This window comes from Sphingomonas larreae (assembly GCF_051400595.1).
Lineage (GTDB): Bacteria > Pseudomonadota > Alphaproteobacteria > Sphingomonadales > Sphingomonadaceae > Sphingomonas.
Genome location: NZ_JBLFFI010000005.1, coordinates 72,115 through 86,926, shown reverse-complemented (window position 1 = coordinate 86,926; position 14,812 = coordinate 72,115). Strand labels below are relative to the sequence as shown.

Below are 14,812 nucleotides of genomic sequence, written 5' to 3'. Positions count from 1 at the left end.
GACGCCTAAAACGATCGGCCGATCCGCAGGTCGCGCGGGGAGGCATCGTTGTTGGAGAAGCGGCCGATTTCCACGGGTTAGGGCCCGATGTGTGGTACGGTTCCTAAAAGCACGAGCCTGCGTTAGAAATGCGCATTTAAGGCTCCTTACGCTGGAGAACCCGTCGATTTCGCCCCGCAAGGGCTCGAATCTTCGTGCTTTTAGGAACCCTGTGGCCTCGACCCTCCCCTCAGGCGCAGCTTCGGGCTATAACCACGACCGTCGACATGCGAGGAATGCTATGGGCGCGCTCACCACAGCCGATAATGCACAACTCAACCTGCTCGACCTAGACAGCCCGCTTCAGGGCAAGGTCCGGGGCGAGCGAAGCATCATGGATTATCCGCTCTTCTCGCTTGCGAAGAAGCCGCAGACCGAGCCGCAGGTTCACGAGATCGAGGGTATAAGCATCGAAATTCGGCCTAGCGGTGGCGGTATCGCGACCATGTACGACAAAGAGATTGTTCTTTACGCGATCTCGCACATCAACGCTCGCCATCGGCGCGGCGAGCGGGTCGACAACGCGGTCGTCTTTGCGGCGCACGACTTTTTCCGAGCAACCGGAGTGTCGCGTCCCTCAAAGCGGGATTATGACCGCTTTCAAGAGGCACTGGGTCGACTGCAAGGCACCCAGATCAAGACGAACATTCGAACTGGCAATGCTGGCAGTAAGGGCTGGTTTTCCTGGTTCTCGGAAGCGGTTTCGACGACCCGTCGGATGCCCGACGGCTCGGACCAACTGGAGTTCGTTAAAGTCATCCTCTGCGAGTGGCTTTATCGCGCGATCACGAGAGACCGCGAGATTTATCAGTACCACGACGACTATTTCCGCCTGAGCCTCTATGAACGCCGGCTCTATGAGCTTGCACACTGCTACGCCCGAGAGGACGAGCATGAAATGCCTATCGAGCGTTTCGCTCAGAAGATTGGATCCAGCGCGACAATCAAGAAGCTGAAGAACACCTTAAAGGAGATTGAGGCTGAGGATCGCATCCCTGAGTATCGTGTTGAGCTCCGTGACATCATCGAGGACGAGCCCGCGATCGATAGCCTTGGCCGAAAGCGAAAGAAGGTCCGTAGCGTTGTTGTGATGCGGCCTCGTAAAGGCGACAGCACGCGTATGCTCGCAGCGTAAGTTGGGAAACTCAGAATTGTGAAACCGAGATCGATCGGCGAGGTGACTGCGAGAGGGGTGAGCGGAGCACAGGGGATCCCGGCGAGGCGGTCAGCCGCGACCAGTTGGCAATGATCTCGGTGACATAGGCCTGGGTTTCTGAAACCCGGGGCACCAGGCCGTCACGTACGCGACCAGGACCGGCATTGTAGGCGGCGAGGGCTAGTTGGACCCGGCCGAACTTGTCGAGTTGCTGCCGCAAATAGCGGGCCCCGCCGCGCATGTTCTGGTACGGATCAAGGCGATCTACCCCGAGGCCAGCCGCTGTACCGGGCATCAACTGCGCGAAGCCGAACGCGTTTTTCGGTGAGACGGCGAGCGGATTGTAACGGCTCTCCCGAATGATCATCGCATCGAACAAGCCCGTCGGGATACCATGCTCGCACGCGATCGAGCTCATCATGCCGTAATAGGCCGCGCGTCGACCTTCGGCCTCTCGAGACAGGAATCCCGACGGTCGGTAAGCCAGTGGCGCGCAACCTGGAACGAAGGCGGGTGCGGCGACCGTCTGGATGTTCGCTCGCATCCAGCCAGGCACTGTAATCGAGGATGAGGTAGGGATGGCAGCAAACGTGGCCTGAGACACAGGAGCGGCTTCTACGAGACCCGCCAGCTCGCGCTTCATACGAAACTCGACGTACCGTCGACTGAGATCGTGGACGGCGAACTCGGCAGGAAGGGCCGCATCTACCCCGGCGTCCGACGATGGAGCGGCGACGCCGTCGCTCTCGACAGTCGGTAAAGCAGTCATCGAAATCAACTCGACACGTCTGGACGACTGCTGCTTCCGGTTCGCTGCCTGCGCCGTGCCGGTCAGCACCACACCTATTAGGGCCGCTCGAACGATCGTTCGCCGCACAATATCCTCCTGAAATCGTCGCTTCAAAGGAGTGGGCAGAAGCTGTTCGAGCTTGTCAAGACGGCCAACGGAGCCGAAACTGCCCTCTAAACCGTGCCGGAAGGTCTCTTCGAGCATGTGGTTGATCCATCGCGATACTGACGGACAGGGCCCAAATCGCATCCCACTTCCGCCTCAACTCCGCGAGGCGCTGCTGCGATGGTACGTGGGAGAGGGCTCGTTCCACGATGAGCAGGCCGGTATCACGCTGGTCCAGAACGCACGCATCGGCCATCGCTGGATTGCTTGCAGCTGCCTCGGCGCAGACAAGCGCCCGCCGATCCTCACTCCCGCGTTCCTGTCGGAGGCCGAAACCTACTATCTGCGGCGCCTGACGAGCGAGAAGCGGCCGGAACATCGTCCGGAGTGCCCCTTTTTCCGCGACCAGGTGACCAACCGCATCAGCGAGGTGCGCTCCCACAACACGCCAAAGGATCCACCGGCGGGATTCTTTGAGGTGCTGCGGCCAGCACCGGAGAAGCTCGCCCAGCGTCCCGAGGAAGACAGCAACGACGACCGGACACGCAACGCCTCGACCCCGCGGCTTGCTCGTCTCCTCTGGCGGCTGATGGACACCGCCGGCTCGAACAGCGTGCCTCCGCTAGGCGCCGGCCCTGACTGGTCGATCAAGGAAGGGTTCGCCGCCATCATGCGGGCGGCGGGAAAGATCGAGATTGCGCCCGGGATCGAGCTGGCACGCGCGCTATGGACCCACGCCCGCCCGCTCGAGGCAAATGTCGTTTATGCGACGCTGCGTAGCCTGGCGCCGAATTGGCCTAAGGCGCACGCGCCGCAGGGTTTCGTGCTCCTCTACGCGCCAGCCGTCCAAGGTCACGAGATCCACGTCCCAGACGGATTGCCAGTCCACATTGCGAACCGCGTCCAGTCGCCCTTGATCCGCGGCAACCGCATCAGCGGGCCTTTCCTCGTCCTGGTTGTCGCCGGCGAATACCCGGAGGCGCATGGTTACGCACCGCTCCGCGCCTATGCGCAGCCGATCTACAGCGGGCGCCTGTTCGTACCGGTCGAGTCCGACTTCGAGCGGAAGGTGCTGAAGCGGATCCTCGAGACGCAGCGGATGCTCCGCCGCAACGGCATCGACCTCGCGATCGGCAAGCCGCTTTTCGACACGATGACGCCGGACGGCCCGTGTCGGCCTGACTTCGTGCTTGAAGGGCGATCGCGGATGACGGGCGAGTTGCGCACGATCGTGGTGGAGGCAATGGGCTTCGACACCGATGAGTATCACGCCGCGAAGGCAATCACGCATCCGCGGATGCGCCACATGGGCGAGCTGCTAAGCCTCACTCCCGCTGACATTGAGGATGACGCAGCGCCGGCCCGGATTGCCGCGGTACTCGCGCTTTAGCGGATCAGGACCAACTCATGGTCGCGGCGAAGGAACCGACGATCCCGAGTGTCACTGGCGTCGATAACAGATACAGCTTCTGCCATCGCCACCAAGCCTTCGGAAGAAGAAGGGCGGCGCCACGAACAGTACGGGCATCCTGCCAGACCTTGTCGTTCCAGAGCCCCTGCAAGGTCACTGTGACCGACAGCACCATCGCGATGGCGCAGCAGATGCCGGCCGCCAGGTAGATTGCGATCCAATTGGCAATCTCGTCGGCCGAAAACTGCGACATCCACACCTCTTTTGAAAGCGCGCGTCGACAAACAGGCGCCGGTCGATTTTAGTTCCAAGGCAGCTTACGAGCACAGGCTTTAGCACCCGGTAAACGGACCGGCACTAAGTAACCCCCAATCCTACAGGGGTAGAAGTGGAGCGAAGAGGGAGGGGAGGAGCGGGCTGCTCGGGTGGCCTTGCTCTCCCTTCAATACGGGCTGCGTCACCGCCGCCCAGGCACGGGGTCTCTCCACCATGCAACGTATCGTGCTTGTCATCCGCGACCGTGGCCGAAAGAACATCGTCGCCTTCCATCCGACCGAACAGGCCGCACGTGAGGCGCTCGCGGACTACGTCCGTGAGCAAACACCCGAGGCATCGAACAGCGACAACGACGCTGAGCTGATCGCAGCCTATTTCGCTGACGAGTCCGTCGCCGCCTATACCATCGCCGGCGTTTCCGCCGCGAAGCGCTGATGGAGGCAAGCCATGGCCATCATTGCCAACCGTCCGTCGCAGAAGCTGGTGGATCTCGTCGGGGCGCTCGGAGGATCCTGGCACGGTAACGTGGCAACGTGCCGTTGCCCTGCGCACGCAGATGGAACACCCAGCCTCTCGCTCCGGCAGGGCGATCGCGGGCTGCTCGTCACCTGCTTCGCCGGTTGCGACCCGATCGATGTGCTGCGTGAGCTCGACCGCATCCCGCTTGGTCGGCGCTATGTGGCCCCGGAACCGGCCCGGGCGACGGGTACTGCGAACATCGACAGGCTCTGGAACGAGGCTCGGCCTGTGCCAGGGACCTGCGCGGAGCTTATCTTGCCTCGCGCTTCCTTCTGCCGCTGCCGACCGACGTCCGCTTCCATCCGCGATGCCCGCTCGGCCCCAAGCCCCGGACCGTGTTCAAGCCCGCCCTCCCTGTGGCGGTTCGTGAAGCGCAGCGCCTAGTCGCGTTTCAGCGGATCTTCCTTGATCCCGCCACTGCGGCCTACACCGAAAAGGCGACGCTTGGGACGCTCGGCACCGGCGCATGGCGCGGGGGTGGTCTGGGTCCCACTATCGGGCTTGCTGAAGGTTTCGAGACCGCCCGCGCCTGGTCGCTGCTGCGCGGGCTGCCGTGTTGGGCGTCGCTCGGCTCGCGCCGCCTAGACGTACTGACGATCCCGTCCACGGTGACGAAGCTGATCCTCGCAGGCGACAACGACCTGGCCGGACGGCGCGCGGTCGCGCGTAGCGCACCCCGTTATGTGACTGACGAGCGCGTCATCGAAGCAGACTTTCCTCCCGCGCCGTTCAACGATTGGGCCGAGGCGCTCGAGGCGGGAGAAAGGGGAGGGGGAGGAGGGCGGTGAGCTGCCGGATGGCAGCCTGACCGAGGGAGCCTTCCATGTCCGACCTTCTCGATCTGCCGCCGGTGAGCGATCGCCCGGCCGCGCTGACGATCGCCGAGCTGCTCGCCGGCGAAATGCCGATTACGCGGCGAGACCTTAACACCGCCATGACCGCGGCCCTCGGGGGGAGCGACGCGGACGGCCGCTGGACCCAGCGCGCCAGCTTCGAGATGCTCGAGCATGCGCTCGCGCTGCACGTTGCGCGCCAGCCATACCCGCTCGCGACCCTCGCCGGCGTGCCGCATGCCGCAGCTCTGATGGAGCGGCTGCCGACGCAGACGGTCCGTAGCGAAGAGCAGATCGAGCTTCAGCAATTCTCGACTCCGATCGATATCGGCGCGCTCGCGGCAGTGATGGCGTCGATAGGGCCGGACGACATCGTGCTCGAGCCGAGCGCGGGTAACGGGCTGCTTGCGGTGCAGGTGCCGTCTCACGCCGGGCTGCAGCTCAACGAGATCGATCCCAAGCGCCGCGAGCGGCTGGCGCACGTTTTTCCGCAAGCCATCATCACCGGCCACGACGGCGCTGCCCTCGTCAGTCTGCACGCTGCGCTGGAGCGCCCAACCGTCGTGCTGATGAACCCTCCATTCTCGCGCAGCGTCGGCCGCGGCGCTGACAACCTGGCCGCGTTGCGGCATCTGCAGGCCGCCATCCGCCGGGTCGCGAAGGGCGGCCGCGTTGTGGCGATCATGCCGGATTGGTTCGCACCGAGCGCTCAGCTCAAGGCTGCCTATGAGGCGGTGCTGACAGGCTGCACGGTGCGTACCTCGCTGCGGCTCGAGAGCTGCTATCGCAAGCACGGCACCAATATCGCGGTCAGGCTCTACGTCATCGACAAGGTCGCGGGCGGTACGTCGCACACGGTAATCCAGCGACGCGCCGTTCTGGACTTTCTCGACGCGATCACCGTGCCGGCCCGAGCCGAGCTCGTGATCGATACGCCCGTGGCGAGGCCGGCGCCGACCGTCGTCACCCTGTTCGGCTCCGCACGCGCAGCGACGCCAGCTGTCGCTCGCACCTACCATGCTCCCGTTCGCAACGCGGTACTGCCGGTCGGCTATACGACGCTGGCCGCGCCGGCGCCGCTGGCCGATCAGGTTGGTGTCTACCTCCCATACCCTCCGAGCCGAATCGTCTTCGAGGCGGCGGGCGAGCACCCGACGGCGCTGGTGGAGTCGGTCGCGATGGGCTCGATCCCGGCGCCGATCCCGTCCCACATTCCGCACCTACCCGAGCGCACTGTGTCCGAGCGCCTGCTCTCCTCCTCGCAGCTGGAGACGGTGATCCACGCCGGACATGCCTGGAACCAGCTGCTGCCGGGCACCTTCAAGCCCGCCAAGGAAGGTGTCCGCCTCACCATCGACGAGCAGGGCCGCCGCTACCGCAAGGGCTTCTTCCTTGGCGACGGCACCGGCGCCGGCAAGGGCCGTCAGGTCGCCGCCTGCATCCTCGACAACTGGCTGCAGGGCCGGCGTCGCCACATCTGGGTGACGAAGAACGAGCCGCTGCTCGAAGACGCGCGGCGCGACTGGTCGGCGCTCGGCGGTCTCGCCGGTGACGTGCAGCCGGTCTCCAACTGGAAGATCGACGAGCCGATCCGCCTCATCGAAGGCGTGCTGTTCGTCACCTATCCGACGCTGCGCTCGATGCGGACCGACAACAGCCGGTTGCAGCAAATCCTCGACTGGGCCGGGCCCGACTTCGACGGCGTTATCGCGTTCGACGAGGCGCACGAGATGGGTGGCGTGGCGGGCGGCGAGGGCGCGCTCGGCAAGAAGGACGGGTCGCAGCAGGGCATTTGCGGGGTTCTCCTGCAGAACCACCTTTCCGACGCGCGCGTGCTCTACGCCTCTGCGACAGGCGCCTCGGACGTCAACAACCTCGCGTACGCGGTTCGGCTCGGCCTGTGGGGACCGGAGACGGCGTTCGCCAACCGCGAAGCGTTCATCTCCGAGATCCGCAAAGGCGGGATCGCTGCGATGGAGCTGGTCGCGCGTGACCTTAAGGCGCTCGGGCTCTACACCGCGCGCGCGCTCAGCTTCGCCGGCGTCGAGTACGACGTGCTGAAGCACGAGCTGACCCCCCAGCAGATCGAGATCTACGACACCTACGCGAACGCCTGGAGCGTGATCCTTCAGAACATGGAGGAGGCGCTTAAGCTCACCGACGTCGTCGACGCACTCGAGGGCGGCACGCTGAATAGCGGTGCCAAGGCGGCGCGATCGCGGCTGCAATCGTGCAAGCAGCGCTTCTTCGGCCAGGTTCTGCTCGCAATGAAGCTGCCGACGGTCATTGCCGCGATCGAACAGCACCTGAAGGCTGACCAGTCAGTCGTGCTGCAGCTGGTGACGACGGCCGAGGCGATCCTCGACCGCAGGCTCGGGCAAATAACGGCCGACGAGCGCGCCGATCCGACGATCGACCTGTCACTGACCGAATATATTGCCGACTACCTGCAGCGCGCGTTCCCTACGCGCCAGATGGAGACGTACAGCGACGACACCGGAGCCGTACGTTCGCGCCCCATGACCGACGAGGCGAGACACCCCGTCTACAACCCGGACGCAATTGCGGCGCGCGACGTCATGCTCGAGCACATCTGCGGCTTGCCTCCGATCAAATCGGCGCTCGACGCGCTGATCGAGCATTTCGGCACCGACGACGTCGCAGAGGTGACCGGTCGCTCCGAGCGGCTCGCGCCGACATCCGACGGACGCCAGAAGGTCGAGACTCGTTCAGCGCGCTCGAGCCAGGTCGAGGCCGCGGCGTTCATGGCGGGCACCAAGCGCGTGCTCGTCTTGTCCGACGCAGGCGGGACCGGGCGCTCGTACCACGCCAGCCTGGACGCCAAGAACCAGCAGCAGCGCGTCCACTTCCTGCTCGAGCCGGGCTGGCGCGCCGATCGCGCGATCCAGGGGCTCGGCCGTACCCATCGAACCCATCAGGCCTCCATGCCGCTGTTCCCATCGGTGACCACCGACTGCAAGGGCGAGCTGCGCTTCACCTCGACGATCGCCCGCCGGCTCGACAGCCTTGGTGCGCTCACCCACGGGCAGCGCCAGACCGGCGGGCAGAACCTGTTCGACCCGGCCGACAACCTCGAGAGCGAATATGCCAAGGACGCGCTGGTCACCTGGTTCAACCTGCTCGATCAGGGAAAGCTCACCAGCACCACGATGGATGACTTCTGCGCGCGTACCGGGCTGGAGCTCTACGACTACGACGGCAACATGAAGGAAGAGCTGCCGCCTATCCAGCGCTGGCTTAACCGCCTGGTGGCGCTGCCGATTGGGCTGCAGAATGTCATTCTCGACGAGTTCCTGTCGCTGGTCGAGACGCGCGTCGCCGCAGCGCGCAAGGCGGGCACGCTCGATGTAGGGGTCGAGACGATCGCGGCCGATACTGCGACCGTGGTCGACGACACGTTACTGCGAACGGACCCGCTGTCGGGCGCGACATCGCACCTCCTCACCATCGAGATCGCGCGCAAGAAGACGCCGATCCCGCTCGAGGACATCCTCTTCACGGCAAAGTAGGCACGGGACTCCGCCTTTGTCATGAATGCCCGCTCGGGCAAGGTCGCGCTGCAGCTGCGCGCGCGGCCGTGGATGGATCAGCAGGGCGAAGCCATACCGCGACTTGAGCTGCAGCGACCGTGCCGGCGCGAATATATCGGGGAGGCGGACCTACTCGAGTCCGCCTGGGACAAGATCGATCGCGCCACGTTCGAGGCGAAATGGGCCGAGGAGGTCGCTGAGCTTGCAGGTCAGACCGAGATCGAGACCATCCGTCTCGCGACGGGGCTGCTCCTGCTGATCTGGTCGGCGCTGCCGTCAGACCACCTCGCGGTGAACCGCATCGTCGACGCGCAGGGCAACTCCTGGCTCGGCCGTCTCGTGTTCGACCAGCACGTCGCCCAACTCTACACCAAGCTCGGCATCGCCAAGAGCGAGGACCTGCCGGTCGACGCCATCGCGCACTCGGTCATGTCCGGCCGCAGCGTCGATGTCACGCGACCTTTCCCCATGACGATCCGGCGCGCGTTCGTGAACGGCACCCAGCGCATCGAGATCGAGCGCGCACCGGCGCAGCAGCTCGCCTATCTGAAGTCGCTGGGCTGCTTCACCGAGATCATCGCCTATCGCACGCGCGTCTTCGTGCCGGTCAGCGAGGCGAACGCAATCCTCGAGCGGCTGCTCAAGATGGTGTGATTTGGAAGAAAGCGGACCTAGCCGTCTCCGACTAGCGGCATAGCTCCGGCGAATGACAATCCGCATCGTCGCTCAACAGATTGGTTCGCCCGCGTGAGCAAGGGAAGCACTCTGCGCTGCTCATCCGCTGATACTTTCGTCCCGATCTTGCCCCATTCGTGCCAGTAGTGAGTTATCCCGTCTTGCTGCGCGGCAACGTCAAGCGAGTAATACCCGCGTGCTGACGGGTCGGAGTATCCAAACTGTGTGACCACGCTTCCGCTCAAAAAGCCCCGCGGGCCAAATCCGTCAGCTTGGTAAGTGCCTCGTCGCACCTCCGGGACAACAGCCCGCAGCGCTGCTTCTATGCAGTTGTGATCGACCCTGCCGCGGAAGTCCTTCTCGAACGCAACATGGACCGCCGGGTCGCCTATATAGCACCCCCCAAGCGGGAGCGCGGTCGCCAACGTGGCTAAGAGACGGCGCATAACCTGACTGGATCAGGAATTGCGAAAGTCCGCAAGTGGGTGCTTTCGGCCTGGCCGCTTCTGGGCGTCAGCGGTTGCGGCGCAGATAGCAGAGCAAGGCATTGATCGCCGCCCTCGCTGTAACGCCAACGATGCCCGAGATGGCTGCGGCTGCTGCAATTATCTTCCAGCTGGGCCGCTTAGCAGCGTCCCTGGGACGTCATCTGGGCCCGCAACTCACGCCCCTTTCTGCCGATCCATGCCTGCGCTGCCTGGTTGCCAGAGCGGCGACGAACCTCCAAAAACTCGGCATAGATCGCGTTCTTCTCGGCGTCTGACAGCGCGTCGATCGAGCATTCGTCGAGAGGTGCAGCTCTAGATGACGCTCCGCGCTCACGCAATGTGGTGCCGAGCGTGTCTGTGCCGGTAATCGTCGGCAAGGTGTTAGACCAGAAGTCCTGCGCCTGGGCAGCGGATGTGGCCATGACTAGCGCGGCAGCGAGTGCGTGAAGCTTTGTCACCCGAGAGATCTCCTAATCTCACCTAGATTGAAGGATCTGAAGAGGCCTTGGAAGGGGAAAAAAGCCCGGGGGCGACATAGAAGCGATAGGGCGAGAACTGTTCTTTTTGATTGTTCACGTCGGTTCCGCTTAGCGTCGGCTTCCAGGCATCGTGCCCACAGGGCCGGTGACAGAAATTGCGGGTAGCGGACATCGCAAGCGCGCAGTGTCCGCTACCAGCCAAACGCTTTTAGCGAGAAGCACAGGCCGAAAGATCAGGCCTGGGCGGCCTCGGACGCCTTCGCCTTGGAGCGCCGCGGCTTAGGTGCGGGCGCTTCCGGAGCCGCCTCGGCGACCTTCTGGCCGGGCTTGCGGCCGAGACCGATCTTCTTGGCCATTGTGCGGCGTGCCTCGCTGTAGGTCTCGGCCACCATCGGGTAGTCGGGCTTCAGCTTGTAGCGCTCGCGATACTCGTCAGGTGTCAGACCGTTGGTCGAAAGATGGCGGCGGAGCGTCTTGTACGGCTTGCCATCGATCATGCTGATGATGTGGTCCTTGTTCGCGAGCGACTTACGGACCGATACCGCGGGCGTGTACTCCGTCTGCGACTGCTCAGAGCTGGCCTCGGGAGCGCTGCTCAGGTTTGCCACGGCATCGTGCATCGTCTTCAGAAACGCCGGCACATCGTCGGCCGAGGTGCGCGTATTCGGGTTCGACAGCCACGCGATCGTCAGCTCGGTCGCCAGTTCGACGGGGTTCGATTCTTCGGTCATATTAGATCCCGGTAGTCAGGGGGGACAGTCGCGGACGCGACGCATCGTCATACCTAAAAGCGCGTCCGCAGCAACACTGAACGGGCAAGCACATGTCACGTTCCGAGGCGGCTCCGAGCAATGGAGAGAAGGGGAGGGGAGCTGGTGTCCGGAAGAACGTCGGATGCGCAAGCTAAGGGTGATTTCCCATGATCCAGTCCGTCAAGCTGTCGAAGCTGGTCCTTCCCGACGTCAACGTGCGCAAGCGTCGCGCCGACAAGGCCGAGAGCTTCGCGATCAGCATCGCCGCCAATGGCATCCTGCAGAACCTCATCGCACGCCGGCAGCTTCAAGTCGGCCGACGCGCACGCGTCCATCCTCACGCATGAGCATGCCCATTGGACCGGGCACTCGTCGCGACTGGATCGGACCTTCGGCAAGAAGTTCGGTGACAAGGCGTACTGCGTCGAGGAGCTCGTCGCCGAGCTGACCGGCGCGATGGTCTGCAGCGATCTTGGCCTGCCGTCCGAGATACATGACAGCCATGCCAACTACGTCGCCGACTGGCTGCGGGTGCTGCGCGCCGACAAGAGCGCGATCTTCGTCGCCGCCACCAAGGCAGAGCAGGCCTTCGCCTATCTGCGTGCATTTCGGCCGAGGCCGAGACCCGCGACGTGGAGAAGCTCGCGGCATGATCCACGATAATAGGAGAGCCCGACATGGGTTGGCTTTCAATGCCTCGCAGCAGCATGGGCAGGCACGCCACGCCCAAGGCCTATCTGGACGACCAATACACCTACTCGCGCGAGCAGGATGGTGGCGGCACGCGCGGTGCGCGCGTCATCGCAAGCGCGTGCCTCGGAAACCGCGCCTGGTATGCCGCTGTCGAGCTGCTCGAGAACGGTGTCGCCACCTCCGTCATCGCCGTCATCTATGAGGTGCGGTGGACGCCGAACGCCGCGGACGGATACGTCTTCGTCTATAAGGACATAACCGAGAACGCGGGGCCGTGCTCGGACGAATGCCCGGAACGCATCCTTCGCGTCCTGCCGGCAACCGACAACGAGGGGGCGCTGGACTGGCGTCGACGCTGTCTCGCGCGGCTGCGCCAGCGCGCGCGGCGGATCGACGATGGCATGCGCGTCCGCTTCCCCGTGCCGATCCGCTTCGAGGATGGGCATTCCGGCACCGAGTTCATCGTTGTGAAGCGGGGCAGCCGGATCACCGTTCGCTGCGCCTCAGGCTTCGGCCACTACCGTATCCGCAACTTCCGCGACCTGCCGTGGGCCGTCGTGCCGGTGACGAAGGTCCACCCAACGGTCTTCGCGAAGCCGTCCGCATCTGCAATGCCCGCCTGATGGAGCCTGAGATGGATAACGCGCCCCTTCCCCGTTTCGTTGGCGACTGTGCAGCGCCCTCCACGCTCGCCGCGTGGCACAGCGCATGCAGGCCGAAGGCCTAGACGTCGTACTGCTGCTCACCGGCGACCGGATGCAGCCGTGGCGCGTGATCGAGCGCGCGGACGCACCGAGCGAGGAGGTGCGGACATGCGCCTGATCCTTGCGCTCGCCCTCATCGCGGCTGCCTGCAGCGGTGCGGCTCGATCCGACCAGAGTAGCGCGATCACTGCCGATGGCCGCGCGACCGACGGCGACACGGTGTCGATCGACATCCGCCTGTTCGGCGCGGACGCCTTCGAGAAGCGTCAGATGTGCCGCACGACGTCAGGCTGCTGGCCCTGCGGCAAGGCCGCCCAGGATTATGCGTCCAAGCTGCTCAAGGCGAATCCCGCCACGATTCGGTTGACGGGCAAGCAGAGCTACGGGCGCCTGATCGGCACCGTCGACGTAGGCGGGCAGGACCTTGGCGAGGCGATGATCGCGGCGGGGCTTGCTGTCCCAGCCACCAGCTACCTCAAAGGCGATCCTACGCGCGCGCAGCGGTACGTCGCCGCCTACGAGACGGCGGAGCGCCGGCAGCTCGGCGCGCACGCCGGCTACTACATCGACCCCGCAAAGTGGCGGCGCGGCGAGCGCCTATCGTGCGAGGAGGGTAACGCACGCGAGCCGGCCTCGCGTTAACCCGGTTAATTAGGTAATCCGGTAAATGGCAGAGATGGTTTGCCTAGTTGCGCGACAAACGCCCGAAAAGCTGATAACTGTTGATAACGCATCGTGGAGACGGGCAGATGATCAGCGCGGAGCTTGGCCAGCAGCTGGAGGCGTTCGTCGCGCGCCTCGTTGAAACGGGCCGCTACAACTCGAAAAGCGAGGTACTGCGCGAGGGCGTCCGGCTCGTGCAGGATCGTGAGGCGCGGCTCGCAACGCTCGATGCTGCGATAAGCCGAGGTCTCGACGACGCCGATCATGGCCGGACGCAGGATGCAGCTGCGGTGTTCGACCGGTTGGAGGAGCGATTCGCACGGACGACTGAAGCGCAGCGATGAACGTCCGACTGACGGACGAGGCAGAGCGAGCTCTCATAGCTCGGGCACACGCCTGACTTCGATCCCGTTAACGCCTACGAGGTGTTCGCGTACAAGTTGGCGATCATCGGCCGCTACGGGCAACCGCTCGCCGGATGCCGGCTGAGGCCCTTCGCCAATCGCCATGACTTCGGCGTTTACCGCACGCTGTCGCTCCGCATCGACGATGCCTGCTCACGCCGAGGCGCTCGGCAGGGCCTGGCGCGACTATCCCGACCTGCCGCCCAGCTCGCAGATCGCGACGCGCGCGGCCGCGCGCGTAATCGCCATCCGCCTTGTCTTCGAGGAGATGCGCCTCGAGGCCGAGGCCGAGCGCCGTGCCACCAACATCGCCTTCACCGAAAACAAAAGCGAACGAACGAGACTGGCTATTCTGAACGGCCGCAATCGCGCTTCTACCTAGCGGGCGCGCTGGCCGCCTACCGCTACGACGGGCACCTCAACTACCAGATCCAGCTCACCCGCCGGCGCGAGGTGCTGCCGATCACGCGCGACTATATGATGCCGCGCGGCGGTCAGCCCGCGATCGCCGCGTCGGGCTTGTAGCCGGCGGTGGCAATGACGCTGCCGTCGGGGTTGCGGCCCTCGCGGTAGAAGGCGCTGACCTTCTGCCGCTCGGCCCAGGTGAGGCTGTCCCAGTCCTCGCGGTCGTTGCTGGGATGGCGGCCGGGAAGGCGCTGGCGCTGCGCCGGCTCGGGGCTTCGCGACGGCCGCGCGCGCTCGGCCTGGCGCGCGCGCAGCGCGTCGTCGAGCTCACCCGCCTCGACCGCCTGCTCGAGCGCATCGAGGAAGGCGGCGAACACGCCCTCGGGCAGATGGTTGGTGGCGGCGCCGTTGAGCGGCAGCACGTCGCCGCCGATCTTGACGGTGAGCGCGACCACGCCGTTCTGCAGCTGCCACCAGCGGCTGCCGACGCGCGCGCCGTCGCCCGCGCGCGCGGCGAACTGCTCGCGTGCGCGGCGGATGCCGTCGAGCAGCGGGCGGCGCGCCTTGGCGAGATCCTCCGCTTTGGCGGCGAAGGCCTCGGCCAAACCGTTATTGTCGATGAAGCCGGCGAGTGAGTCCAAGATTGCCAAGTGCGCCTCCGTGCCCCGGAGCGCCAGCTAGGCTGCGAACCTTACCGAGAGGTCAACGGATCGGGGGTCATGCGCGCCGTTGCGACGAGCCGTGACACGGCTACGACTTGGACGTCGCCAACCGCTACGCTGATGGATTGTACGCGGCGCATGTCGGGTGGCCCCATCATTACTCCGACAAGAGCCCCTGCAATGCGCCGCTCGATACCCGCCGCGCCG

16 protein-coding genes and 1 pseudogene are annotated in these 14,812 nt (G+C 64.8%); 12 read left to right on the top strand and 5 right to left on the bottom strand.

Translation table 11 applies throughout. The features are described 5' to 3' along the window. Positions 1–280 precede the first annotated feature (280 nt). Entirely contained in the window at positions 281–1,174 is an 894-nt protein-coding gene (locus tag ACMGDM_RS16830; protein WP_183945741.1) for a replication initiator protein A, read from the top strand. A 10-nt stretch (positions 1,175–1,184) separates the two neighbouring features. On the opposite strand, the gene ACMGDM_RS16825 is transcribed toward ACMGDM_RS16830, so the two are convergent. Then, on the bottom strand, positions 1,185–2,189 hold the full coding sequence (locus ACMGDM_RS16825) for a lytic transglycosylase domain-containing protein (RefSeq protein WP_436805285.1): 1,005 nt from the start codon (positions 2,187–2,189) through the stop codon (positions 1,185–1,187). On the opposite strand from ACMGDM_RS16825, the gene ACMGDM_RS16820 reads away from it, so the two are divergent. After that, positions 2,188–3,480 (top strand): DUF8535 domain-containing protein, encoded by a 1,293-nt coding sequence (locus ACMGDM_RS16820; protein ID WP_436805284.1) that lies wholly within the window; start codon positions 2,188–2,190, stop codon positions 3,478–3,480. The two genes, ACMGDM_RS16825 and ACMGDM_RS16820, sit on opposite strands and share 2 nt — an antisense overlap. Positions 3,481–3,484: 4 nt before the next feature. On the opposite strand, the gene ACMGDM_RS16815 is transcribed toward ACMGDM_RS16820, so the two are convergent. After that, on the bottom strand, positions 3,485–3,754 hold the full coding sequence (locus ACMGDM_RS16815) for a hypothetical protein (RefSeq protein ID WP_436805283.1): 270 nt from the start codon (positions 3,752–3,754) through the stop codon (positions 3,485–3,487). Between the two features lie 236 nt (positions 3,755–3,990). Between ACMGDM_RS16815 and ACMGDM_RS16810 the strand changes: the two genes are divergently transcribed. From ACMGDM_RS16810 to ACMGDM_RS16800, 3 genes and pseudogenes are all read left to right on the top strand, one after another. Continuing rightward, positions 3,991–4,212 (top strand): hypothetical protein, encoded by a 222-nt coding sequence (locus tag ACMGDM_RS16810; protein WP_436805282.1) that lies wholly within the window; start codon positions 3,991–3,993, stop codon positions 4,210–4,212. A 293-nt stretch (positions 4,213–4,505) separates the two neighbouring features. Beyond that, on the top strand, positions 4,506–5,084 hold the full coding sequence (locus tag ACMGDM_RS16805; RefSeq protein WP_436805369.1) for a DUF7146 domain-containing protein: 579 nt from the start codon (positions 4,506–4,508) through the stop codon (positions 5,082–5,084). Between the two features lie 35 nt (positions 5,085–5,119). After that, positions 5,120–9,334 (top strand): annotated as a pseudogene (locus tag ACMGDM_RS16800) (strawberry notch-like NTP hydrolase domain-containing protein). Between the two features lie 646 nt (positions 9,335–9,980). Here the strand turns inward: ACMGDM_RS16800 and ACMGDM_RS16795 are convergent. Both ACMGDM_RS16795 and ACMGDM_RS16790 read right to left on the bottom strand, forming a co-directional pair. Continuing rightward, positions 9,981–10,301: a hypothetical protein gene (locus tag ACMGDM_RS16795; RefSeq protein ID WP_436805281.1), complete on the bottom strand. Its 321-nt coding sequence runs from the start codon at positions 10,299–10,301 to the stop codon at positions 9,981–9,983. Between the two features lie 254 nt (positions 10,302–10,555). After that, on the bottom strand, positions 10,556–11,053 hold the full coding sequence (locus ACMGDM_RS16790) for a Ros/MucR family transcriptional regulator (RefSeq protein ID WP_436805280.1): 498 nt from the start codon (positions 11,051–11,053) through the stop codon (positions 10,556–10,558). 188 nt (positions 11,054–11,241) lie between these two features. On the opposite strand from ACMGDM_RS16790, the gene ACMGDM_RS16785 reads away from it, so the two are divergent. The 7 genes from ACMGDM_RS16785 to ACMGDM_RS16755 all read left to right on the top strand — a co-directional run bounded on the left by ACMGDM_RS16785 (position 11,242) and on the right by ACMGDM_RS16755 (position 13,920). Continuing rightward, positions 11,242–11,421, top strand: a complete 180-nt coding sequence (locus ACMGDM_RS16785) for a hypothetical protein (protein ID WP_436805279.1) — start codon at positions 11,242–11,244, stop codon at positions 11,419–11,421. After that, the gene (locus ACMGDM_RS16780) at positions 11,345–11,737 is read left to right on the top strand and encodes a zincin-like metallopeptidase domain-containing protein (RefSeq protein ID WP_436805278.1); all 393 of its coding nucleotides are present in this window, start codon (positions 11,345–11,347) and stop codon (positions 11,735–11,737) included. The genes ACMGDM_RS16785 and ACMGDM_RS16780 overlap by 77 nt, the downstream gene beginning before the upstream one ends. A 14-nt stretch (positions 11,738–11,751) precedes the next feature. Continuing rightward, complete coding sequence (locus tag ACMGDM_RS16775; RefSeq protein ID WP_436805277.1) at positions 11,752–12,390, top strand: DUF6927 domain-containing protein; 639 nt, start codon at positions 11,752–11,754, stop codon at positions 12,388–12,390. Positions 12,391–12,463: 73 nt separating this feature from the next. After that, on the top strand, positions 12,464–12,589 hold the full coding sequence (locus ACMGDM_RS16770) for a hypothetical protein (RefSeq protein ID WP_436805276.1): 126 nt from the start codon (positions 12,464–12,466) through the stop codon (positions 12,587–12,589). Next, a complete protein-coding gene (locus ACMGDM_RS16765) occupies positions 12,580–13,113 on the top strand; it encodes a thermonuclease family protein (protein WP_436805275.1) in 534 nt (177 codons plus the stop codon). Before ACMGDM_RS16770 ends, ACMGDM_RS16765 begins: the two co-directional genes overlap by 10 nt. Before the next feature lie 107 nt (positions 13,114–13,220). After that, entirely contained in the window at positions 13,221–13,478 is a 258-nt protein-coding gene (locus ACMGDM_RS16760; RefSeq protein ID WP_436805274.1) for a type II toxin-antitoxin system ParD family antitoxin, read from the top strand. 205 nt (positions 13,479–13,683) lie between these two features. Then, positions 13,684–13,920, top strand: coding sequence for a hypothetical protein (locus tag ACMGDM_RS16755; RefSeq protein WP_436805273.1), 237 nt, complete (start codon positions 13,684–13,686; stop codon positions 13,918–13,920). A 112-nt stretch (positions 13,921–14,032) separates the two neighbouring features. On the opposite strand, the gene ACMGDM_RS16750 is transcribed toward ACMGDM_RS16755, so the two are convergent. Further along, complete coding sequence (locus ACMGDM_RS16750; RefSeq protein WP_436805272.1) at positions 14,033–14,593, bottom strand: hypothetical protein; 561 nt, start codon at positions 14,591–14,593, stop codon at positions 14,033–14,035. Positions 14,594–14,812 lie beyond the last annotated feature (219 nt).

What these genes read in the sequence shown, in the direction of transcription:
- ACMGDM_RS16830 (WP_183945741.1), top strand. Translation starts at nt 281, where the DNA reads ATGGGCGCGCTCACCACAGCCGATAATGCACAACTCAACCTGCTCGAC.
- ACMGDM_RS16820 (WP_436805284.1), top strand. Translation starts at nt 2,188, where the DNA reads ATGTGGTTGATCCATCGCGATACTGACGGACAGGGCCCAAATCGCATC.
- ACMGDM_RS16825 (WP_436805285.1), bottom strand. Translation starts at nt 2,189, where the DNA reads ATGCTCGAAGAGACCTTCCGGCACGGTTTAGAGGGCAGTTTCGGCTCC.
- ACMGDM_RS16815 (WP_436805283.1), bottom strand. Translation starts at nt 3,754, where the DNA reads ATGTCGCAGTTTTCGGCCGACGAGATTGCCAATTGGATCGCAATCTAC.
- ACMGDM_RS16810 (WP_436805282.1), top strand. Translation starts at nt 3,991, where the DNA reads ATGCAACGTATCGTGCTTGTCATCCGCGACCGTGGCCGAAAGAACATC.
- ACMGDM_RS16790 (WP_436805280.1), bottom strand. Translation starts at nt 11,053, where the DNA reads ATGACCGAAGAATCGAACCCCGTCGAACTGGCGACCGAGCTGACGATC.
- ACMGDM_RS16785 (WP_436805279.1), top strand. Translation starts at nt 11,242, where the DNA reads ATGATCCAGTCCGTCAAGCTGTCGAAGCTGGTCCTTCCCGACGTCAAC.
- ACMGDM_RS16780 (WP_436805278.1), top strand. Translation starts at nt 11,345, where the DNA reads ATGGCATCCTGCAGAACCTCATCGCACGCCGGCAGCTTCAAGTCGGCC.
- ACMGDM_RS16775 (WP_436805277.1), top strand. Translation starts at nt 11,752, where the DNA reads ATGGGTTGGCTTTCAATGCCTCGCAGCAGCATGGGCAGGCACGCCACG.
- ACMGDM_RS16765 (WP_436805275.1), top strand. Translation starts at nt 12,580, where the DNA reads ATGCGCCTGATCCTTGCGCTCGCCCTCATCGCGGCTGCCTGCAGCGGT.
- ACMGDM_RS16760 (WP_436805274.1), top strand. Translation starts at nt 13,221, where the DNA reads ATGATCAGCGCGGAGCTTGGCCAGCAGCTGGAGGCGTTCGTCGCGCGC.
- ACMGDM_RS16755 (WP_436805273.1), top strand. Translation starts at nt 13,684, where the DNA reads ATGCCTGCTCACGCCGAGGCGCTCGGCAGGGCCTGGCGCGACTATCCC.